At 60.1% G+C, this 22082-nt stretch carries 19 protein-coding genes; 1 reads left to right on the plus strand and 18 read right to left on the minus strand.

Going from position 1 to position 22082, the window contains the following annotated elements:
- Positions 1-98 precede the first annotated feature (98 nt).
- The gene (locus tag ADB02_RS07580) at positions 99-950 is read left to right on the plus strand and encodes a dienelactone hydrolase family protein (RefSeq protein ID WP_049169967.1); all 852 of its coding nucleotides are present in this window, start codon (positions 99-101) and stop codon (positions 948-950) included.
- Positions 951-965: 15 nt separating this feature from the next.
- Here ADB02_RS07580 and ADB02_RS07585 read toward each other — a convergent pair whose 3' ends face one another.
- From ADB02_RS07585 to eccCa, 18 genes are all read right to left on the minus strand, one after another.
- On the minus strand, positions 966-1247 hold the full coding sequence (locus ADB02_RS07585) for a hypothetical protein (RefSeq protein ID WP_049190377.1): 282 nt from the start codon (positions 1245-1247) through the stop codon (positions 966-968).
- Positions 1247-2509, minus strand: coding sequence for a procyclic acidic repetitive family protein (locus tag ADB02_RS07590; RefSeq protein ID WP_241482434.1), 1263 nt, complete (start codon positions 2507-2509; stop codon positions 1247-1249). The genes ADB02_RS07585 and ADB02_RS07590 overlap by 1 nt, the downstream gene beginning before the upstream one ends.
- Positions 2510-2541: 32 nt before the next feature.
- A complete protein-coding gene (locus ADB02_RS07595) occupies positions 2542-2877 on the minus strand; it encodes a hypothetical protein (RefSeq protein WP_049190380.1) in 336 nt (111 codons plus the stop codon).
- Between the two features lie 99 nt (positions 2878-2976).
- Positions 2977-4167, minus strand: a complete 1191-nt coding sequence (locus ADB02_RS07600) for a hydroxymethylglutaryl-CoA synthase (protein ID WP_016422100.1) — start codon at positions 4165-4167, stop codon at positions 2977-2979.
- A gap of 211 nt (positions 4168-4378) precedes the next feature.
- On the minus strand, positions 4379-5434 hold the full coding sequence (locus tag ADB02_RS07605) for a hydroxymethylglutaryl-CoA reductase (RefSeq protein WP_049190384.1): 1056 nt from the start codon (positions 5432-5434) through the stop codon (positions 4379-4381).
- 93 nt (positions 5435-5527) lie between these two features.
- Positions 5528-6613: a phosphomevalonate kinase gene (locus tag ADB02_RS07610; RefSeq protein WP_049190387.1), complete on the minus strand. Its 1086-nt coding sequence runs from the start codon at positions 6611-6613 to the stop codon at positions 5528-5530.
- 12 nt (positions 6614-6625) lie between these two features.
- The gene (gene mvaD / locus ADB02_RS07615; protein WP_049190390.1) at positions 6626-7603 is read right to left on the minus strand and encodes a diphosphomevalonate decarboxylase; all 978 of its coding nucleotides are present in this window, start codon (positions 7601-7603) and stop codon (positions 6626-6628) included.
- Entirely contained in the window at positions 7600-8625 is a 1026-nt protein-coding gene (mvk, locus tag ADB02_RS07620) for a mevalonate kinase (RefSeq protein ID WP_101687816.1), read from the minus strand. Before mvk ends, mvaD begins: the two co-directional genes overlap by 4 nt.
- A 4-nt stretch (positions 8626-8629) precedes the next feature.
- Complete coding sequence (idi, locus tag ADB02_RS07625; protein ID WP_016422095.1) at positions 8630-9286, minus strand: isopentenyl-diphosphate Delta-isomerase; 657 nt, start codon at positions 9284-9286, stop codon at positions 8630-8632.
- Between the two features lie 16 nt (positions 9287-9302).
- A complete protein-coding gene (gene glmM, locus ADB02_RS07630; protein WP_016422094.1) occupies positions 9303-10646 on the minus strand; it encodes a phosphoglucosamine mutase in 1344 nt (447 codons plus the stop codon).
- 102 nt (positions 10647-10748) lie between these two features.
- Positions 10749-12437 (minus strand): VanW family protein, encoded by a 1689-nt coding sequence (locus tag ADB02_RS07635; RefSeq protein ID WP_049170058.1) that lies wholly within the window; start codon positions 12435-12437, stop codon positions 10749-10751.
- A gap of 43 nt (positions 12438-12480) precedes the next feature.
- A complete protein-coding gene (locus ADB02_RS07640; RefSeq protein ID WP_049190393.1) occupies positions 12481-14403 on the minus strand; it encodes an acyltransferase family protein in 1923 nt (640 codons plus the stop codon).
- 220 nt (positions 14404-14623) lie between these two features.
- A complete protein-coding gene (gene rpsI, locus ADB02_RS07645) occupies positions 14624-15184 on the minus strand; it encodes a 30S ribosomal protein S9 (RefSeq protein WP_016422091.1) in 561 nt (186 codons plus the stop codon).
- On the minus strand, positions 15181-15624 hold the full coding sequence (rplM, locus tag ADB02_RS07650) for a 50S ribosomal protein L13 (protein WP_049170060.1): 444 nt from the start codon (positions 15622-15624) through the stop codon (positions 15181-15183). The genes rpsI and rplM overlap by 4 nt, the downstream gene beginning before the upstream one ends.
- A gap of 319 nt (positions 15625-15943) precedes the next feature.
- Positions 15944-16231: a WXG100 family type VII secretion target gene (locus ADB02_RS07655; RefSeq protein ID WP_016422090.1), complete on the minus strand. Its 288-nt coding sequence runs from the start codon at positions 16229-16231 to the stop codon at positions 15944-15946.
- A gap of 73 nt (positions 16232-16304) precedes the next feature.
- Positions 16305-16631, minus strand: a complete 327-nt coding sequence (locus tag ADB02_RS07660) for a WXG100 family type VII secretion target (protein ID WP_005510029.1) — start codon at positions 16629-16631, stop codon at positions 16305-16307.
- Positions 16632-16833: 202 nt separating this feature from the next.
- A complete protein-coding gene (locus tag ADB02_RS07665; RefSeq protein WP_049190394.1) occupies positions 16834-18222 on the minus strand; it encodes a type VII secretion-associated protein in 1389 nt (462 codons plus the stop codon).
- Positions 18222-22049, minus strand: coding sequence for a type VII secretion protein EccCa (gene eccCa, locus ADB02_RS07670; protein WP_160310023.1), 3828 nt, complete (start codon positions 22047-22049; stop codon positions 18222-18224). Before eccCa ends, ADB02_RS07665 begins: the two co-directional genes overlap by 1 nt.
- Positions 22050-22082: the final 33 nt, after the last annotated feature.

Genomic DNA, 22082 nt, shown 5'->3' on the forward strand with positions numbered 1-22082 from the left:
ACCCGCGAAGCGGAAAATCGTCATAACGAAATAGACATTCTCGCTCATCCTGGCACTTTTTCAGCAAAGGTATGCACCTTATAGTTAAGCTATTCACTGTGGCTGACAACTTGAAGACTCTGACATCTAATCTTTCCAAGCGTGGACCGCACCGCGTCATGGTCGGTGATCTCGCTTTTACTGGCCTGCCGGGAAAGGTCTACACGCCTGCCGAGGGCAATGGCATCCCCGGTATCGCCTTCGCACACGATTGGCGCACACCGATTGAGGAGTACCACGCCACGCTGCGTCACCTAGCTTCGTGGGGCATCGCGGTCGCTGCTCCGGACACCGAAAATGGCATCGTGGCAGATCACCGTGGTCTCGCCAACGATTTGGAGACAGCGCTCCAGATTCTCGCTGGTGTCCGCCTCGGAGAGGGCAAGGTCGTCGTCCACCCGAAGAAACTCGGCGTTGCCGGCCACGGCATGGGCGCTGGCGTAGCCGTCCTCGCCGCCGCTGGTCACGACCTCATCTCCGGCGTTGGCTGCGTCTTCCCCGCAACTACCGCGCCTTCCTCCAGCGCCGCTGCAACTAATGTCTCGGCTCCGGGCCTCGTCCTGGCCCCTGGCGAGGATCAGTGGCTCGATCGCGGTAACCCGGCTCGCCTGGCTGTTCAGTGGAAGGGCGATGTCGTTTACCGCGAAGTAGACAAGGCTGACCAGGGCAGCTTCTCGGAGACAACTCTTCTCCGTCGTCTAGCGGGCTTCTCTTCCTCCAAGGTGAAGTACCAGGAGGTCGCGCGCGCCGCACTCACAGGCTTCCTGCTGGCCACGGTCGGTGACGACAAGAAGTACTCGGATTTCGCAGACCCGACCGCCACTATCAAGGGCACAACTAACCGCGACATGGAGTGGCTCATCAAGGAGCTGCCGGAAAACCCGGAGCACTCGCTGATTCCCGGCAAGTAGTCACTAGGCCACGCTTCAGGACACGCCCCGAATCGACTTCACCGTCGGCGTCCCTTTCCCCGCCCGCCCGAACAACCGCGTAACGGTTCCCTTCGGTCGGGCGGTTTTTTGTTGCTTTTCGACGCCCGCCGCCACCTCCCTCTCCTTAATTTCGCGTGCTTTACGACGCTCCTCCAAACCCTGCAATTCTTTCTGTGCCCTCTGTACCGCCGTATCGAACTCCTGCCTAGTCATTGCAGCAGCGTCGTAATAGGCCTGCCCAATCCGGTCATATTTCGCGGCATGCTTACTCCCCATTACCACTCACCTGCCGTTGGCGAATTGACCGCGCCCACAAGCTCCTGGGCGTTGGGCTGCTCAGGGGGCTCGGGCACAGCTGAAGCAGATTCCTGCACTGATGCTGCCGAATCCTGGGCTGGTGCTGGCTGCGGCTCTGCTTGTGGTTCTGGCTGCGGTTCCGCTCGCTGTTCTGCTTGCGTCTCCTGTGGCAGCTCGATTCCCAAGTGCTTTAGTTTCTCAGCTGGAGGAGGCGGTTCAGGCACATCTTCTGGTTCGGGCTCGGGTTCAGGTTCGGGCTTGGGTTCTGGTTCGGGCTCGGGTTCAGGTTCGGGTTCCGGCACACAGTCCTCCGGCGCAGGAGCTGGTGCTGGTGCTGGCGCTGGCGCAGGCGCCTGTTCGCACACTGGCTCTTCCGTCTCCGTGCACATGTCTAAGTTGAGCAGTGAGGACGCGACACTGCCTGCAACCCCGACAGCTCCCGCAATTCCAGCGATACTGGCCGCCCCGGCAGCGCCAATGGCACCTCCAACGGATATTCCAGCAGCAACGCCTGCCTCTATCCCAATATCAACGTTGGCAACGACCCCAATTCCACCAGCGGTAGCACCGTTGCCACCGGTTACAGTAGCTCCTTCGCCACTCCCAGACTCAGCCACCTCTGCACAGGCCGCCGAGGTAGCACCCGAACTGGCAGGAACAGTAGGAGGCTGCGGCGGGGTGGCGACCACCGCGGCCTCAGTGTCACACGCTGCCTGCTCAAGACACTGCTCGATGCAACTATTACGCGCATCGTAGAGCTGACCAGTGGAGTCGACGAGACTGTTACACACCTGCTGGGCCACTTGTGCGGCTTCGGCGCCGACCTCCGGATCGTCGACAAGCGCTTCGCACTGAGAGAGGATGCCGTCGGTTTGCTCAGCCATATCTTCGGCCTGCTTTTCGCAATCCTCCAGGACCTCGTCGACTTTCTTGCCGCACTCGCCGACGCTCTGCGCGCCATTGGCGGACTGCTCATCCTGATTCGCACAGTCCTGCGCGGCTTTATCACAGCGTTCCTTGGCGGCGTCGGCGGCATCGCCTTTCAAACCGCCCCAATCGAAAGCCATAGCAATAGTTATCGCGGAGGCTATCAACCCCACGGAGTTAGAGAACTTGGATAGGGCGCTGCCCTTCCAGCCGTCAGCGCGTCGCACCTTATCCAAGACTTTGGGCAGATTCTTGCCGATGCCGCCAACCCCGCGCTTGGCTCCAATACGGCTTCCACGGCCAATAACACGCACCAATATCGGAAGAATTCGAGCAACCCATGGCATCAGTCCACTACCTCAATTCCACCGAGGTCGGCGCTCCCGTCGCTGTCACAGCCTGCAAAGACACGCCACTGTTCCCGCACTGCCGGAGCATGATTGCCAAGTCCCGCGTACATCGATTGCCCGTGCTCACGCAGCCGCGCTGCCGCCTGCTGCAGACGACGCCCCTGGGCGGCAAAACCCTGGCCACAGTCTGCCGCGGAAATATCGGGAGCGCTTCCCCACCGCTCATGGCCTTCACGGCCGCGCTGCTCGATCTCTCGGGCAGCCGATGTCACTGCATCTTCCGAAAAGTGCAGCAAGCCTCCGCCACTGCCTCCAGTAAAACGTGCGGACACGAAAAATCCCCTTCCCCGCGAAAAACAGTTCTTATTACTGTTAGGCGCGAAAAAAGGGGATTCGGTTCCGTTGAGGTACTAGCACGGGTGCCCCCGGGGCTAACGAGCGCGGTAGATGCGCTTACACCCCTCAACACCGGTGAAGCTGAATGGGCCGGTGCCAATCAGGGCGTCGTCTCCCAGGTTGGAGTACTCACCCGGATCTTCATGCGTCACCTGAGCGTGGCGGTAGTAGGTCGGATCATCGAGCTTTACGCGTTCATCCAGTTCACGAGCATTATCTTCGGCGCGCAGCTGGGACTCGTAGCCCTCGACCACATTGCCGGTGAGGAACTCAGCAACCGAGCCGGAACCATAGGAGACAACAGCGACCTTCTTACCAGCCAGGTCCTTCTCGGTGTCCAGCAGCGAGAGCAGGCCGAAGTAGGCCGATGCTGTGTAGGAGTTACCGATGATGCGGTTGTACTCAGTGGTTGGGCCGAGCTGGCGGGCCTCGTCCTCTGCGGTGAGCTCCACACCGTTATTGGCCGAAAGCTGCCGGTGCGCCTTGTAGGCCATCTTGGTAAACGGCTGGTGGTAGCTGAAGTAGTCAATCTCGCTGAAGTCCACACCGCCGCGGGCACGGTAGTCCTCGTAAGCACCCTGAACAGCGTCGATGTAAGCACTAATAGAGAGCTTGCCCTCCACCAACGCCTGGCTGCGGTGGTTCGGACGCCAGAAGTCCATAACTTCGCGGGTGAAGACGCCCGAAGCGGCATCGATAGCCAGGATGCGCGGATTAGCGGTCACCAGCATGGCTACAGCACCTGCGCCCTGGGTCGGCTCCGCAGCGGAGTCCAGGTCATAGCGGGCAATGTCGGAGGCGACAACGATGACCTTCTCCTCCGGATTGCGGGCCACCAGAGCGCACGCGAACTGCAGCGCCGCGGTACCGGAGTAGCAAGCCTGCTTCAGCTCGACAGATCGCGCGTGCGGGTCAAGACCGACCAACTCATGCACATAGACAGCAGCGGCCTTCGACTGGTCGATACCGGTCTCAGTGGCGAACATGATGGTGCGCACGCCGTCGATACCGTGGCGGTCGACGATCTTCTTCACCGCGGTCGCGGCCATCGTCACCGGATCTTCATCAGAGGCAACCACGCTGGAGCGTTCCTGCCCCAGGCCCTTGTGGTACTTTGCCGGTTCCGCTCCGAGTCGGGGCGCAATATCGGCGAGGTCAATGCAGTACGAACCCGTCGCAAAGGCGATGTCATCAATACCGATCGGGGTCACATTGCTTGTTGTCATCAAAACCGTGCCTTCACTACCTCTACAGATTTTTAAGAAATAACGGGCAACGAAACATCCCCCATGTCATCAGAACGGCCATCAGAGCAGTCATCAGACCACGGGATATTTTGCCCACAAAATGTTAATTGCCTACTACAGAAATCTAGCGCGTTTACCTGAGATTTGTCTTAGGTTTTGCGAATTGTCGCAAACGACTATTCACAAACCACTACTTCGCACGCTCGATAGAAACGTGCGCCTCCATCAGCTCACCCGGGTTCGTCTGTGCCGCGAGCAGGGAAAGCTCACCACACCAGACGATTGCCGCGCAGCACGCTGCTAGACGACGGGCATTCTCGCCCGGCTCACGGTCCTCCTTGCAGCCCAGCGCCGTGAGATTCTTCTCCACGAAGTCCAAGCCCTTGCCGTTGCCCACGGAACCGACGATCAAATGTGGCAGGGTGCAGCTAAAGCGCACGGAGCCGTCGTCAAGCGCCTCTACCTGCGTCAGCCCCTGCGAGCCTTCGACGATATTCGCAGCGTCCTGACCGGTAGCGAGGTAAAAGCCCAGCAGCATATTGGCGTAGTGCGCATTACCGCTGCGCAGCGAACCGGCCATGATGGAGCCGACGAGGTTCTTGCGTTCGTTGAGCTCAGCCAGGCGCTTGGCAGTTGTGCGCAGACGCTCGCGGACAACCGGCTCCGGAATGACGGCCTCGGCGATCACGTACTTACCGCGGCCCAGAATGCCATTGACTGCGGAAGTCTTCTTATCGGTACAGAAGTTGCCCGAGATCGAGCCATAGCCCAACTCTGGCATCTGTTCCATCAGGTAGGACATCAAACGCTCAGACGCCAGCGTGGCCATGTTGTGGCCCGAGGCGTCACCGGAGAAGAAGTCAAAGCGGACAAAGAGAAGACGCGATGCGATCTGGAAGTGAATATCTACCAGCTTGGCAAAACGCGAGGAGGACTCCACGACCTTCTTCAGCTCGTCATAACGAGACAGGATGTTGTCGCGCGCAATGACGGCATCAGCTGCCGAGTCGAGAGTGAAAATCACCGATCGGGTCATCTTCTCACCGACGAAAGTGCAGGTAATGCCACCTTCGATCATGCGGGAGACCTTCGCACCGCGACCACACGACGGCCACAGCGGGGTCTCGTAAGTCGCCAGCGGAATCTTCACCTCGTCATTCATGACGTTGCCACTAATGCGCACCGGACCAATCCAGCTCAGCGGTACGTGTGCATATTCCAGGTCGTGCGAGCTCTTTTCAGCCATTGTCCTAAGCGACCCTTTCTAGCTGCATGCAGCTTCGGTTCCCAGCTTCTGTAAATTTCAGCTGTCTTAAATTCTACGGTCAAAAAACTGTGGTCAAAGTTGAGCGGCCAGCTTCAGCGGCAACGGCTGGATGCCAGCGGCTTGCCAGCGCGCGGTGATGTCCGCGGCAGTCTCCTCGGCATCGGCATCTTTTGAGACTCCCACCAGCGCGATTCCACAGTCACCACCACCGGAGCCACTGCTCTTGCCCGCAGACCCCGCGCCATCGGCGATGTCGGCGAGCGCTTTCAGTTTCTCCGTCTCGATGCACACAGCACGCTCACGCTCATAGTCCTGCAGCAGCGTCCGATTCTCACGCAGGCAGGCAAACGCCGCGGTGTGGTCGCCGTCGGCAAGCGCCTGCCAGAGTCTTTCGCTTATCGACGAGACCCCGCGCACAAAATCACGGTCTGCGCCACCGGCCTTCTTCAACTGCGAGTCCGTCTTCACCGGACTGCCCGTCCAGCCGACCAACAGTTGTAGCCCACCGAGGTCGGTGCGGGCGTCAATGCGAAGATTCGGCCACGGTGCCGCCACGGCAGCGACAGGATCAGCCGCCACGAGCTCTGCGAGCGCCGTCGGATTCGGCCGGCGATAGAGCACCACCCCGCCGTGCGCGGAGCACGCGATATCGCCGCCGGAACCAGCTGCACCAGCCAGAAGCGTGGCCACCATCGCAATCTTGTACACGTCCAGTGAATCCAGCTCCAGACCCAGGTGCGTCCCCAGCGCACGAGTTACAGCCACAGCGACAGCCCCGGAGGATCCCAGGCCATACTTCGCACCACTGTCGGCGTCATCGAGGTCTGATTCAATGACGATATTTATGGGGCGCTCTGGGGTGTTTTCCAACTCGCCCGCAGCAATGCGATAGACCAGGGAAATCGTATGGGTAGCGATGTCATCTGGTGCATCGATATCAATGACACGCCCCCGCGGGCCGTAATAGCTGGAGTACACGCGAGAGACCGGCTGCGATGGTTCGGCATCGCGGCACCGAACTGTCACATAGCGGTCGACACCTGCGATGACGGCCAGCCCCTCGACATCCATCACCGCATACTCACCAGTGAGGTACAGCTTGCCGCAGCCACGACCGATGGACTCGCCTTCGATAGGTCCGCCTTTAGCGTTGCTCAACTACTCCCCCAGCTACACCAGGTATGCGCCAGGGCCGGAGCCGGAAACCAGCACGTCAATATCCTCGAACTCTGCGCGGAAACGATCCGCGATGGTCTCGGCATCGCCGCTGCGGCACAGCACCTTCACGTTCGGCCCGGCATCCATGGTGGCGTAGCACTCGGTGCCCTCGTCACGCAGCGTAGCGACGAGATCGAGAGCCGCCACCGAATCCGGATTCCAGTACCGCACCGGAGGAAGAGCCCCCAGCATAGTGGCGTGCATGCGCATGGCATTGGCCTCGGCAAGCTCGCCGACCGCAGTGAAGTCCGCAGCGGCAATGGCGGCCTTCATGTCCTCGATATCACGAGGCACCTGCTCCACCCAGGCCGGGAAGAACGGTGATGTCTCGACCGTGCGACGCATGGCGGCACGGCTGTCAATCTTCTTGCGCCCCGGGGCCAAAACCGCCACGACCAGGGAGAGATCCAGGCCGGAATCCGGCAGAGCCACTGCGTGGCTGGAAGCATCGTCATCGCCGGGCAGCCACTCAACGAGGCCGCCGAAAATAGAGCGACAGGCCGAGCCCGAACCGCGACGGGCCAGAGCCGAGAGCTTTTCCGGAGTGTAGTCCAGGCCGTAGGCCTTCGCCGCGGCCAGCGCGAGAGCGCCAAAACCCGACGCGGACGAAGCCAGACCCGCACCCGTCGGAATCTCGTTGGTGCTGGTCACCTCTGCGAAGCTCGTGCTGCCCGCACGCTCGCGGACCAAATCCAAAAACTTCTGGACACGGGAGAGGTCCTTGCCCACCATCTCCTGGCCGTTCAGAGTGCCCGAGTCGGCGGTGACGCTGGGATCGTCGATAAGCGACACCGTGGTCGTCGTCGGAGCGATGCCCAGAGTAAGGGACAGCGAACCTGTGGCCGGTAGCTGCACGGCCTCATCGCGCTTGCCCCAGTATTTAATCAGGGCGATGTTGGGATGAGCGACGGCGGTAGCGGTCGTGGTCACGAGGGATTTACCTCCACAGTCCAAGTAGCAACGGCATTGGCTCCCATCATGGCATGGCTAATCAGTTCCGCGTGATCGGCGGACTCTGCCAGCGCCATCACACAGCCACCGCAACCGGCACCAGTGAGCTTTGCCCCGTGGGCACCTGCCAGTCGGGCGGCAGTGACGAGATCGGTAATGGACTCATGCCCAACACCTAGTTCCTCTAGCGCTTCCTGCGCCGAGTCCATGCGATGTCCCAGACGGGCAAAATCGCCCTTGGCCAGGTTGTGCACCGCGCCATCGGCCAGCTGCCCCAAGTGGTCCAACAACTCTTGGCCGTGGACTCGGTGGGAATCGACGAAACCACGCACACGGGCAACGGCCAGCGACGTCGAACCACGCACACCGGTATCCCCCAGCACCAGCCACATCTTCTTGGCCACCTTCAGCGGATGGAACTCACCCTGCTTGAAGTAAACCGGACGCGACGCACGGGCAACCGTGGCATCCAGGCCAGAGGGGTTACCGTGCGCCAGACGCTCAGCTTCCTGCACCAGGTCAAAGCGCTGACGCTCGGTCAGAGTGCCATCGGCGAGGTCACGCACTGCGTCGATAAGCGCATGTGCCACTGCGGCAGAACCACCCAGCCCTGCAGCGGGTGGGATACCGGAGCGGAGACGAACCAGCAGGTCGCGTTCGGGAATACCGAAGGTGCGCAGGCCAGCGCGGAGTGCAGCGGCGATGGAGGCAAAGCGCTCCGGCAGCTCGTCGATGTCGATGACCTCGCCGTCCATGGAAAACAGGACGGGAGAATCCTCCACGCGGTCAATCCACGCCATCGTGCGCAGCGACGTCACCGGCAGCGCAATAGCCGGCTTGCCGTAGACGACAGAGTGCTCACCCAACAAAATCGACTTGGCATGGCCTTCACCGAATGCGGCACCCTGTTCATTGGCCAGGGCATAGAACTCCCCGGTCTCCAATTCCTCGGACTTGTCGAGGCCGAAGTCGTCGACGCTGGCGTTTTCTACGCTGGTCACGAAGCTACACATCCTTTTCCGAAACCGACTGCGCGGCAGCCTGCGCCTCCGCTGGGCCATGGATACCCGGCACACCCGCAATGTCGAAACCGTACTTGGAGAACTTCTCCGCCCCGACACCCCAGACGTGGTTAAACCACTCCGTCATCGGTTCGTTCGCACGACGTTCTGCGAGCTCCTGCGGGGTCACGTACACCACTTCATCGACCTCATCGGGGTTGATATCCACCGACTTCGGATCGACGATGCCGGCGTACACGTGGTTGTACTCGTGCTCCGCCAATCCCGAACGATCATCGATGACCTGGTAGATAACAATGCCGATTTCCTCCAACTGAGAGACATCCGCACCGAGCTCTTCCTTCGCACGACGCTCAACGGCATCGGCCACCGGCTCCCCCGGCAGTGGGTGCGAGCAGGTCGCATTCGTCAGTAGCAGTGGTGAGTGATACTTCGACTCCGCACGGCGCTGCAGCAGCATGCGTCCCTGCTCATCGAAGAGGAAAAGAGAAAAAGCACGGTGCAAAATTCCCGGTGGAACGTGTGCTTCAAGCTTGCCGACGGTACCGAGAACCCGACCGTCACGATCGACCACCTCTACCTGGATGTCGGCTTCACCCGGGGCAAAGCGGGCTTTAATGTCCTCTGGCGCGTCATTCATTTCCACACTCCTGACTCTAGACTGCGGCCACAACCGCAGCTAACTCCCCGGCAATCTTGCGGGCCGATTCCGCATCGGCGGCCTCCACCATGACGCGGAAGAGCTCCTCGGTGCCGGACGGGCGCAACAGCACGCGACCGGTGGAACCCAGCTTCTCCTCGGCTGCATCGATGGCGGCCTTGACCTCATCAGACTCCAGAATTGCGGCCTTGTTGGACACCGGCACGTTGATAAGAGTCTGCGGCAGCACCTTCATTACGGAGGCCAGCTCAGCCAGAGACTTACCGGTGCGTGCCATCCGCGCCATGAGGTACAGACCCGTGAGGGTGCCGTCACCAGTGGTCGCATGATCCGGAATGACCACGTGTCCCGACTGCTCACCGCCGAGCGAGTAACCGCCAGCGTTCAAATCAGCCAGCACATAGCGGTCGCCGACCTTGGTGGTACGCAGGGCGATATCGTTTTCCTCCATCGCCAGCTTGAGGCCGAGGTTACTCATCACAGTGGCCACCAGCGTGTTGTGGTGCAGTAGCCCCTCTTCCTTCATGGCGACGGCCAGGATGGCCATGATTTGGTCACCATCGACGATGTTGCCCTGCGAGTCCACAGCCAGGCAGCGGTCGGCATCGCCATCGTGAGCCAGCCCCAGATCCGCGCCGTGCTCCAGCACTGCCGCGCGCAAAACCTCAATGTGGGTGGAACCGCAGTTGTCGTTGATGTTGTAGGAGTTCGGCTTGTCATGAATAGCGACGACGTCGGCACCGGCGGCCGCGTACGCCATGGGGGCGGCCTGCGAAGCAGCACCATTTGCACAATCCACCACGACACGAATGCCGTCGAGCTTGGTGCTGACCGCACGGGAGAGGTGGAACAGGTAGCGGTCGAGCCCGTCTGGGGCCTCCTCGATGACACGCCCCACTCCGGTGCCCGTGGGTCCGGTCTCCGGCAAGTTGTGGAGAGCGTGTTCGATTTCCTTCTCCACCGCGTCGTCAAGCTTGGTGCCGCCCGCGGCGAAGAACTTGATGCCGTTGTCCGGCATGGGGTTGTGAGAAGCCGAAATCATCACACCCATGTCGGCACCGTAGTCGTCGGTGAGGAAAGCGACAGCCGGAGTGGGCAGCACGCCGACACGCAAAACGTCGACGCCCTGGGAAGCCATGCCGGCAGACAGCGCTGCGGCGAGCATCTCACCGGAGACACGCGGATCGCGGCCAACAATGGCCAGGGGACGACGCCCCGACGGATTCGTGCCGCTAGTCAGCACAGTGGCCGCAGCAGCGCCCAGCCGCATTGCCAGCGGTGCGGTCAGAGTCTTATTCGCCAAACCGCGGACGCCATCAGTTCCGAAAAGACGTGCCATTGTTGCTAGACCACTCCTTGGGGGTTTTATGAGTTTTGGTATCGCGGACTATTGCATTGTCAATGCTGTATTACTTTAGCCGGTCGCGCAGGCGAATCCAGACTAGCCACAGGACACAATTGGCTGCGGGTCATAAACCGTAGTCTGAGTTTCACGCGATATTTCCGCGCCCGAGAGGTCCCGAATGACGCGTGTATCGGAAGTGGTGAAGCCCTGCGCACCCGACGACGGCTGGCAAGAGCTGCCACTGACCTGCATACGCTGTGGTTGCGTGTATGCCCAACGTCCACCATTGATGGACTCAACGTTGACCTTCTTCACACCCTTGATGCGCACAGTGACGTCGGAGCCAGTAGTAACGGCCTCGATGAGAATCGGAGTGTCGGAACTGTTCTTAAACGCTAGGTCGATTGCGCCCTCGTACACCGTCGCCTCACGGCCGGCCGGGTAACGCGAAATGTAGTAACTGTGCGGAGTGTGCGCGACATCCTCCATGCCCGCAAAGTACGAAGCATTGTACAAAGTGGTAGCGAACTGGCTAATGCCACCGCCGACAGCCTTATCCGCATGGCCGTTGAGGATGATGCCCGACTCGACAAAACCCTGCGCAGTACCGCGCGGACCCGTGTAGCCGTTCAGGCTGAATGTATCGCCCGGCGCCACGAATGCGCCGTTGACCATCTGCGACACCAGGGCAATGTTTGTTCCCGATGCCGAGCTGAAGCCACCGGTGGTGAACTCACCAATGACATCATCGAAGGTGGCACTTTCCGCTTGTTCGGTGGTGTAGGTGGCGGGCTTGTCCTCGTAGACCGCATCGAACTCGCGCTTATCCGTCGAAGTCACACGCTCGGCGAAGTCCTTCATAGTTTCATCCCACTTCACGGCTACGCCATCAACCGAGGGGACCACTTCACGCGAACCACCGCTGAAGCGTATCGACGCATTGCGCTTATCAACCTCGGAAGCAGCCAGCCCCTCCTCGAGGATCTCGCGTGCGCGGTCGACATTAATATCGGCGGCCAATCCACCGTCGCGCGGCACAAAGCTGATGATTTCAGCCATGCGCTCCGGAGGAATTACACCATCTTTGCCATCACGGCCCTTGGCAACAATGGGGCCCGACACCGCATCGGTGGCCTCTCCCTCAGCTGCCTCACGGACCTGATCCTCACCGATAGCCGGGTCGTGCGCGGTGGTCTCTACATCGATACCCTCCGGCGACAACCACTTGGCGGCCAAATCCCCGCTGACCGCATTGCGGTCGACATCTTGGCCGATGACCGGTGGAGTTGTTTCCACGCGGCCGTCGACAAGCTTGACCTCACCATCGACGGGAGCAATAGTCAGTTCGCCGACGAGACGGTCGACCTGCGGCTCGAACTTAGAGCTATCGATATCGCTGACCAAATCCAGCTCACGGGTAGTAAAGAAACTGCGCACCCAGGTAACTGGGTTCGCCGTCTGCTTACCCGCCTGCGCGACCGTCTTCTCCCAGTCGATGCTCAGCCCCGCCTCCTCGGGCAGAACCTCCGCCGTGCGTTCGCCGGCACGAAACGCCACTGGATGAGTGGAAAGATCACCGAGCTGCTCTTCGAGCTTCGCCTCAGCGTGATTCGCGCTCAGCGTGCTGATGTCAATACCCGCAACGGTAGACCCGCGCGGGACATGGTCCTTGTTCAGCACGTAATCGACAGCGTAAAACACACCGAAGAGCGCGAAGATACCGAGGACGATGCCGAGGAAAATCTTTAATCCACGGTGACTGGAGGAAGACTTTTGTTTGGCCACAGCCACTTACTTTACCGTGGAAACACTACTAACTAGATTTTTATTAGATTCCGCAGGTGTCCGGAATGCGTTTCTTGTTCTTCGCATACTGCTGGAAAGCATCGACCACGGCATTGGCATAGACCTCGGCGCCATCCGGGGTCGGGTGGATAAGGTCCGCGCGCAGCTTGGACAAATCATCACGCACACCATGACACCAGTCAGACACATAGACATTGTCGCGCTTCTTTGCCGCGTCGAGGACTTCCCTCTCCGACTGCGGCATCCACACACGATCACCGTACGGGTTGATGAGGACAATGATGCGGTCTTCACCCAGCGAATCGAGGATCTCATCCAACAGGTGTTCGTCCGATGCCGCAGCCGACTGATTGATACCAAGACCCAGCACGACGAATGGATCGAGCGTACCCGCCGCCTTCATACTCGCGATGATCTCCGGGGCGGCCGGATAACCACGGGAAACAGCCGCATCGATATAGATACCGGGCAGCTTCTCTTCCAACGCGGACGCCGAGGCGAGCATCACAGAGTCGCCGATAGCGGTGATCTGGTCACCACGCGGCATAACGCGCTTGGCCAACTCGGCTTCCTCCGCCTTCTGAGCCTGCGCACGGCGCTCAGCTGCCTCCTGTAGCTGTGCCTCCAAACGCGTCATCTTCGGCGCCGTAGCCATTCCCACAACTGCACCAACCACGACGACCAGCGCCAGCCCTGCTGCAACGCGCGGCTTCCAGGAACCGGCAAACTGCGTGCCCGAAAACTGCGCCATCCAACGGCGGTAACCCATCCGGCGAATTGGCGATTCCACATTCTTGTATGACCAGTTCGCCAAAAGCAGCGATAGCGCAATACCTGCGCAGGCAGCGAGGTTCTCATACTGCATGGCCTCACTGCGCTCCAACAGTTCGCGGATGAGCACGATGACCGGCCAGTGCCACAGGTACAGCGAGAAAGAAATCTTTCCCAGCCAGCACAGTGGCTTGAACTCAAAAATCTGACGCACGGGTGAGACACCGCGAACGACAAGATAGAGAATCGCCGCCGACAGCAACGAGGCGAACACCAACCCACCGCGGTAAGTCGCCGACGCGGTATCCGACATCATCAGCAAAACCAACGAAAGGAAGATCAGCGGCAGCGAGGCCACTACGAAAGCCTGGGCGGAACTGCCAAAGAAGTCCCGCAGCAGGGGTTCTGTGCGTGGCCAGGAGTCCGCTTCCGCGCGTGACGACGTCGACGTCAACCACAATGCGAGGGCCGCGCCAAACAGGAGTCCAAAGGCGTGAGTATCGGTGCCGTAGTAGACCCGCGTGGGGTCGACCTTCGGATCATAGAGCGAGACCATCCACACGAAAGAGGCAACCGCCCCAATGCCCGCCACTGCTGCCAGCTTGCGAGATGCCAGCTTCAAGGCGAGAAGAGCCACAAAGATCAATGGCCAGAGCAAGTAGAACTGCTCCTCCACCGACAGTGACCAGTAGTGCGCTAACAGCTGCACTCCGGAATCCGCGAAATAGGACTGAGAGCCCGCAATCTGCGTCCAGTTATTGACGAAAAAGACCGTGCCGAGAAACTGCGTCGACAAGCCAACAGCGGGATCCCCGCCGACCAGACCTGCGACGGCGATGGAAATAAACAACACGAACATCGCAGCCGGGGCGATGCGGCGCAGCCGACGAAGCCAGAAGTCCTTTAGATCGATGCGCCCAGTGACCGCGCGTTCGCGCACCAGAAGCGAGGTGATAAGAAATCCGGAGAGCACGAAGAAGATATCCACACCGATGTAGCCACCGGGCAGCACATTATCGAAGTAGTGGTAGATCACCACTGTGGCAACAGCCAGACCGCGCAGCCCATCAATGCCTGGTACGCGTCGAATGCGGAAGGGATGCTTCGCCACCGACGACGAGCTAGAGGAGCTCTTCGCGTCGGAGGTCTTGGTGGCTGTGGTGCTCACCGCCATACGGTTTCCTTCTTCCCATCGCACTGCAATCGCACTTTCATCGCACTGCAATCGCACCGCGATAAACGATTCTCGTGGCAGTTTTTAACGGATAAAAGTCTAACGTACGGGGCTTGTCTCAAAAATGCAGCCATGCCTGGTAACGGCGGACTTTAACCCAAAAAAGCACCTCGGCTTGCGTGTAATACGCAAACTGAGGTGCTTTTCGAAGCAGTAAAGCTTAACGCTTGGAGTACTGCGGTGCGCGACGGGCCTTGTGCAGACCAGCCTTCTTGCGCTCGACAGCACGAGCGTCGCGGGTGAGGAAGCCAGCCTTCTTGAGAACGCTGCGCTCCTCCGGGTTGAACTCGTTCAGGGCACGAGCGATAGCCAGGCGCAGAGCACCGGCCTGACCGGACGGGCCACCACCGTTGATGTTGGCCTTGATGTCGAACTGGCTCTCGCGCTCGACCAGGACCAGCGGATCCTTGATCTCCTGCTGGTGCAGCTTGTTCGGGAAGTAATCCTCGAGCTCGCGGCCGTTGCAGACAATCTTGCCGGAACCAGCGGTCAGAACGACGCGGGCGACAGCGCGCTTACGACGACCGACAGTCTGAATCGGGCGATCCAGGGTCAGCGGTGCAGCCGGAGCAGCCTCAGCCTCGGTCTCGGTAGCAACTGCGTCGCCGATGGAAGAGGTGAACTCTTCAGTGGCAGCAGCAGCGGCAGCCTGAACATCATCGTAGGAAGCCTCGGTGGCCTCTACGTTCTGGTTCTCATTGACGTCCTGTGGGTTGGTCACTGTGCCACCGCCTTGATCTCGTAGTTTTCAGGCTTCTGACCGGCGAACGGGTGCTCGGAACCGGCGAAGACGTGCAGCTTCTTGATGGACGCACTCGAAAGCTTGTTGTGCGGCATCATGCCCTCAATAGCCTCAGCGATAACACGCTCCGGGTGAACCTCGAGGGAACGACCCAGGGTCATCGACTTCAGGCCGCCCGGGAAGCCCGAGTGGCGGTAGCGCATCTCACGTTCCCGCTTGTTCGAGGAGACGTGTACCTTATCGGCGTTGATGATGATGACGTGGTCACCGCAGTCGACGTTAGGGGCGAAGTAAGCCTTGCCCTTACCGCGCAGCAAGTCTGCGGCGTGAGTAGCCAGACGGCCGAGAACAACGTCGGTAGCGTCGATGACGTACCACTTGCGCTCGATGTCACCGTCCTTCGGATGGAAAGTAGACAACATGACTCCTTTTAGGGTCCGTGTAGATTTGCCAGCCACCGTGCACACTGTTGTTATTCCCCGGCGGCCGGTGGAGACCCGAGGCAACATTCACGTGTGCGCACACAGTTTGACTACTCTACCTTGAGATGGCACTAGAACAAAAAATGCCAAAGCCAGTCTCAGCCGCAAACTGCTGAGACTGGCCTTTCCCCCCCCTGGAGTGCTGCTAGCAAGAATACTTCAAAGGCAGATACCTAACTGAAGATCTCAATTGAGCAATGTCCTCCCCTCCCCCGGTTACATAGCTCAATCAAAAGTGCCTCAAGCAGGAACCAAGCTATCCCCAGCTAGCTGCCGCGCGGCGGTTAATATCCGCCATTCGCTGGCTACCTGCGCTGACCGTATCCGCGATAGTCGTGAGAATCATATTGAGCTCCTCCGCTGCTGTGTCCCATTCACGCTGAGCCTCCTGGTAAGAATCCGAAGAGTCACCCTCCCACGTAGAGACCATCGGCGCGATGCGCTTCTTCAAATCTCCGAGCAGCCCGTTGATGGTGCCAGAAGTGGACCGAATGTCATCGGCAGCACCGTCGATGCCGCCAAAACTGTACCTAATTGGTTGCATTAAGAACCCTTTCCCCAAAAGGTGATGTGTGTTGTGTGATTCAGTGTTGTGGTTGTGCGATTCGATAAAACGTTTAGAGGTTCAGCAACGACGCACCCGCTGCTGCCACCTGCTTGAACGACGACGCCCCCTCGTCCTCGCCCGCATCGAAGCTGCTGGAATTTGCGCGGATGTTATCCGCGATATCCGTCAGCGCATTGGATAGACGCATAGCTGCGTCATCCCAACGAAGCATCAGATCATCGAAGCTGTCTTTAGCCTGGCCCTTCCATTCCCCCGCCAGACCGTCCACGACGCCTCGAATGCGACCCAGCTCGCCCTGTACTTCCGAGTTGACGCCATCGACGTCCCCCGCGGTAGTGGTCATTTGATCTGATTCGGCTGCAAATAGGTTTGCCACTGTTTCCCCCTTATTCGTGTTGAGTGACTGATTAACGACGGCATTTTTACCTCCCCGCGCGAGCCAGCCAGCTTCCCGCGTTAAAAACCCGTCATATTGTTTGGCGCGAAAAACCCCGATTCGGTTCCATTTTGGTTTTCCAACCTTTACCCCTGCCTACCCCCGCCCATCCCCCAGTCACTTTCTCTACGCCCCTCGCGTATTACGGCACCGGCCGAGCGCTTACTACTGCCTGGTCGCATACGGGTCGTACCGGCGCAATAGTCCTTCCTCTGAACTGGCACCCCACACTGACTTGAGTTCCGTCCATCACTTTGTGATGCCAGAGCACTATCGAATTACCTGACGGCAGCCGCTCCTCTACGACTACGACATCGGTGCCCAGTACTTGTCTGCGTTCCGGCGCGGACTTTGTCTCATCCCCGGCAACGGAGCTGCTCAAAGCGGCGGCTAGATGTTCAAGCGCCATGTCCTGCGAAAGCGGGCTAGCGAGCACCAAGACGCGCATATCTCCGCCATCCACCGCAATCAGACGGTCTAACGGACTTGCCGAGTCAAGCTCCCACCCGCCGGGAAACCGAGCTTCCACGCCCGCATTGGTCAGTTTGACTACGGGAGCAGAATCGGGACCTGGTTTCGATGTGGATGGAGGCGTCGTTACAGGAGACGTAGTTACAGGAGGAGCCTGTGCGTGCGATGTCTCACGCTGCTTCTGTCTCCCTTCGTTCTCCCTAACTATGCCGCCACTAATGAGCCATGCAGCAATCCCAACAATCAGAACCACCACCGTCAACAAACCAACGGCAGCTACTGACACAACTGTGCTTTGATTCGACGCTGAGCTGACTTCTGCCCTGGCTGCAGGACGCCGCCCCGCGAAATCCTCCGACGGCTCCACTTCACCGGCTTCAGCGTCGCCGATGTTTTTCAACCAGGCCGGATTTACGCACTCCCCGAGCCGCGATGCTGGGCAGTCGAAGACTAAAAATCCACGGTCGCGCAGACGATCGACTAGTAGAGCTCGCCGCGGGTTCGCTAGCCCGGGTGGAACTTCGCCGACGATGAACTCAATATCCTCCTGCCAGCGGGGCGGATACTCAGTGATACCGCGCCCGCCACTAACTTCCACATCATCGGGTATCCCCTGGGGCGCATCCGGATACATGGTCAGCTGATAAGCCAGCGCAATGACTGTTTCCACCAATGGTGCGCTGTCGTTCGCTCCGACCAAATGTGTCATCCGACTGGCAATGTGGCCCCCGCTCAGACGAGTGACACAGACACGCGTTTCCTCTACTTCCACCAACACGCTATGAGACACAGTTGCCTCATCGAGTTCCACAACGGCGTCGGCAAGCGTCAGGATGTACGGATTGAGTTCGGTAGCCAATAGCGCGGAGGCCAGCCGGCACTGTCGCACAGCACCCCAATAGCTGGGCACAATGACTGTTTGCATGCTCTCGAGAAGCGGTCTAGGGCCATGCACCGCCAGTTCTGCGGTGTCTGCAGGTGCCGCGAGTCCCCACAGGTGCCAGGTGCCGTGGCGCAGCGTCGGGGTCTGGGTGGTGGAAGAAGATTCGACCCGAATCATCAACTGTCCTCCTGGTCACCAGCGGTATCCAACCAACCCAACTGCACAATCTGCGGACTCTGGCCGTGCGCCACCCAATAGCCACGGCCCGGCGGCTGCTCACAAGGCTTTACGCCGAGGATGGGGCCGTCGTCGCGTGTGCCGTCCATAACAAAGACGCTGGCACCCTGGTCCTTAACCGCACCCATGACCGGGTCGTGGAGGGACCGCAACGCCCCGCTGATTCGACGGGCAAAAAAGATATTGAGCCCAATGTCGGCGGCGTGAGCGATGATTTCTGCCAGCGGCTGCAAGGGGTTACCCCGCGAGCCGGCCACGAGGTCATAGTCGTCCACGATGACATTGATGGTTGGACCACTCCACCAATTTCGGGCCTTCAACTGCGCTGGGGTGATATCCGGTTGCGGGAGACGAGCCTTCAGTACCTCTGCCAGCTCTGCCAGCATGGGTGTCGCCACCGCAGCCGAGCCCGCATAACCGGCCAGCCGCTCTTGGGGCACGGCCTCCATTAGCCCACGGCGGTAGTCAATTACGACGAATTTCGAGTCCGACTGCGAGTACCGCAACTGGTGAACGATGCCCCTCAACGCGGCGGTTCTGCCACTGCCTGCCGAACCGAATATCAGTAGGTGACGATCCTTTTCTGGGTGGAATATCACCGCACCCAGACCGGCTTCTTCGAGCCCCACCGCAATCGCACCTCTCGCAGCGGCCGCTGGTCGCGGCAAACGCGCAATATCAATCCGCCGTGGCAACAACTGGAGCTTTGGTGCCTGCTCACCGTGCGGCGCTGTCTCTGCAATCCGCTTAGTGTCTGCAGCGCCGGTGAGAGCTACCAGCATCGCAAACCCGCCCGGCGCGACTCCGCGTCCTGGGCTCTCCGGCACCAGCTCCGCTGCCTTGCGGTCAATCATTGAATCCATCGACTCCGCCTGCCGCAGCTCAATCCGAGTACCAATCAGGTCGCGAACGGCAGGTCTCATGTCCGTCCAGCGATAGGCCGTGAGCAGGACATGAATTCCCACCGCCAATCCATCTGCAACCAGCGCCTGCACATCGTCACTCAGCGCCGGAAACTCCGTTTTGAACGCACCCCAGCCGTCAATGACCAACACCGAATCCGGCTGACCCGCCGCCCGTGCTGCTTCCGGAGAGAGCCATCCATTAGTGCGAAAGAGCTGTTCCCGACGACTTACCTCACGACGCAAGAAACCAATCGTACGGCGAATAAGCTCCTCGTCTCCGCGGTGTGCAACCGACGCGACATGCGGCAACTCAGCCAGGTCGCTCAGGCCGCCCGCACCACAATCGACGATATAAAAATGCAGGTCACGAGCGCTGATACCGTCGGCTAGCGCGAGGATCGCTGTGCGTGCGGCAGTGGTCTTTCCTGACCGCGGCGCTCCGACGATTGCCACGTGCCCACCGGTCGTGCGCAGGTCAATACGCAGTGGGTCCTGACGCTGAAACAGCGGCTTGTCCACCAGCCCAATCACACCGGTCAATCGCTGTCGCGGCAGCTGCTCGTCGGGCTGAAGCTCGATGGCCTCCGGCAATGGTGGCAGCCACACCCGATGCGCACGTGTCGATACGTGCGACACCGCTGCCACCACGGCACCGAGCACCGTCTGCTCCGATGTCTGCGCAGGCGGATCGGCCATTCCACCATCGCTTGACGACGCACCGAAAGCCTCCCGCGTCCAATTTTCAGCGGTAAATTCAGCGACAGCTACGGCCTGGCCCTGCAGCCCCTGCTCTGCCCCAGCCGTCGCACCGTCAATAGGCTGCGGACGGACCACCGGGCCGGAAACATACGCCGACCGAAACCGCACCGGCTCGGCGGCAGCAGATTTGATATATCCAATGCCCGGGATGGCCGGCAGATGATAGGCGTCCGGAACGCCCAGCACGCTGCGGGACTCCGCGACGGAAAAGGTCTTCAACCCAATACGATAGGAAAGATGGCTTTCCAACCCGCGCAAGCGGCCTTCCTCCAGACGCTGACTGGCCAGCAGCAAATGCATGTGCAAACTGCGCCCCAACCGACCAATCGCAACGAAGAGCTCAGCAAACTCCGGGCGTGCGGAGAGCAGCTCTGAAAACTCATCCACCACAATCAGCAACGCGGGCATGGGTGGCGCATCTATCTGCCCAGCGCGCCGGGCTTGCTCATAATCGCTGACACCGGCAAAATTCCCCGCAGCGCGTAGCTGCTCTTGACGCCGCGTCATCTCACCCCGCAGTGCGTCTTCCATGCGGTTGACCAGGATAAGCTCCTGCTCCAAGTTGGTAATCACCGCCGAAACATGAGGCAATTGATCCAGGCCCAGAAACGTCGCCCCGCCCTTGAAGTCCACCAGCACAAAGTTCAACTGATCCGGACTGTGCGTGGCTGCGAGCCCTACCACGGTCGTTCGGAGGAATTCCGACTTACCCGATCCTGTGGCGCCAACGCACAAACCGTGTGGCCCCATGCCGCCCTCGGCACTCTCCTTAAAATCCAGATAGACCGGCGCGCCGCTGTCATCAGCCCCCACAGGAATTCGCAGACGCGCACTGCCGTAGCGCGGTCGGTAGCGCAGAGTTGTCGGAGGCGGATAGAGCCCGAGCTCCTCCATCACCGGATCTTCCGAGGTCTTAACGGAATCATCTGCGCTTGTTGGCACTTCAAAACGCGCCAAGCTCCGCCCAAGCACCTCCGCTTCTGCTGGACTCAGCTGATCAGGTACGCCAATCTCCTCCCGTCCGGACGCGGTTTCCGCATGCACAGCAGTAGTGGAAACAACCAGCGCGATGCCATGGTGAACCGCTGCCTCCCACAACGTTGACTGCGCTTCCACGACGGTCAGTAGTACTACCGAGGTCTCCGACCCCGCCGCGTCAAAAATCGGTGTCAGTTCAGTGACATCGTGCTGTCCGTTCGAATCCGCCAGCACAATCAGAACTGCAGCTGGCAGTGTGTCGATAGCCGTGAGCAGCTCAGTCAGCTGCGCACACGTCGCCGCCCGCAACCGCGCTGGGCCACAGGCATCAGTAACTGCGGGGTGTCCGTGGTGTGGCGTCCATTTCAGCCATTCCCACTCATCTCCCACAACTGCAATCAGGCAATCCTCCGGATGATGCAGCGCAGCAGCTTGGGCGACCATTGCTCGAGCCAGCCCCTGCGCCGCGGTATCTCCAGTGAGCGCGATGATCTCAAAGGCTGACACATCTATGGCAAAGGGCACTCCCTCAACCTGACGAGCCGATCGAATAACTTCCCGCAGTGCTACGGCGGAAACCGGATCCAGTTTCTCGGGCGCCGGAATTGCCGGTGGTGTTACAGGCGTTGCGGGCTGCTGCGTTGCCACCCCGATGCGCAGCTGCAAGAAATCCGAGTCCCCCTTTCGACGCTCGCACGCCCGCCCCATCGCCCCCAGCTGCCACAGAGTTCCAGGCCGAGGGTGGATAAACTGCGCCGATTCACGCTGCATCCTCGCTGCTTTCGCCACCGCGCGGCGAATACTGGACAAATGCCTCTGATAGTCCTTCCGCGCCGGTGCCATGTCCTTATTTCCCGCCCCGCCCGACACCATCATGCCCACAGTGGAAAACACCATCATCAGCGGAAACATAAACGACATCGGGTTACGTCCCATCCCAGAGACAAACATCAACACCACCATGCCGACCACCGCCACGACCATGATTAACGGCATGAGTGCACGCATCAGCGGCACCGGCTGTGGCTCCGGCGCTTCTGGAGGCGCATCCGGCGCGATTGTGCCCGTCATAGGCTGCGGCCCCGCTTTTCGGGTAGCCGAAATCTCCGCCTGTGCACTAGTCACAAAAATCCCCCCCGCTATGTGTCGCCCCTTGTG

Source organism: Corynebacterium sp. 212_CJEI (assembly GCF_001055915.1).
Classification (GTDB): Bacteria; Actinomycetota; Actinomycetes; order Mycobacteriales; family Mycobacteriaceae; genus Corynebacterium; species Corynebacterium jeikeium_D.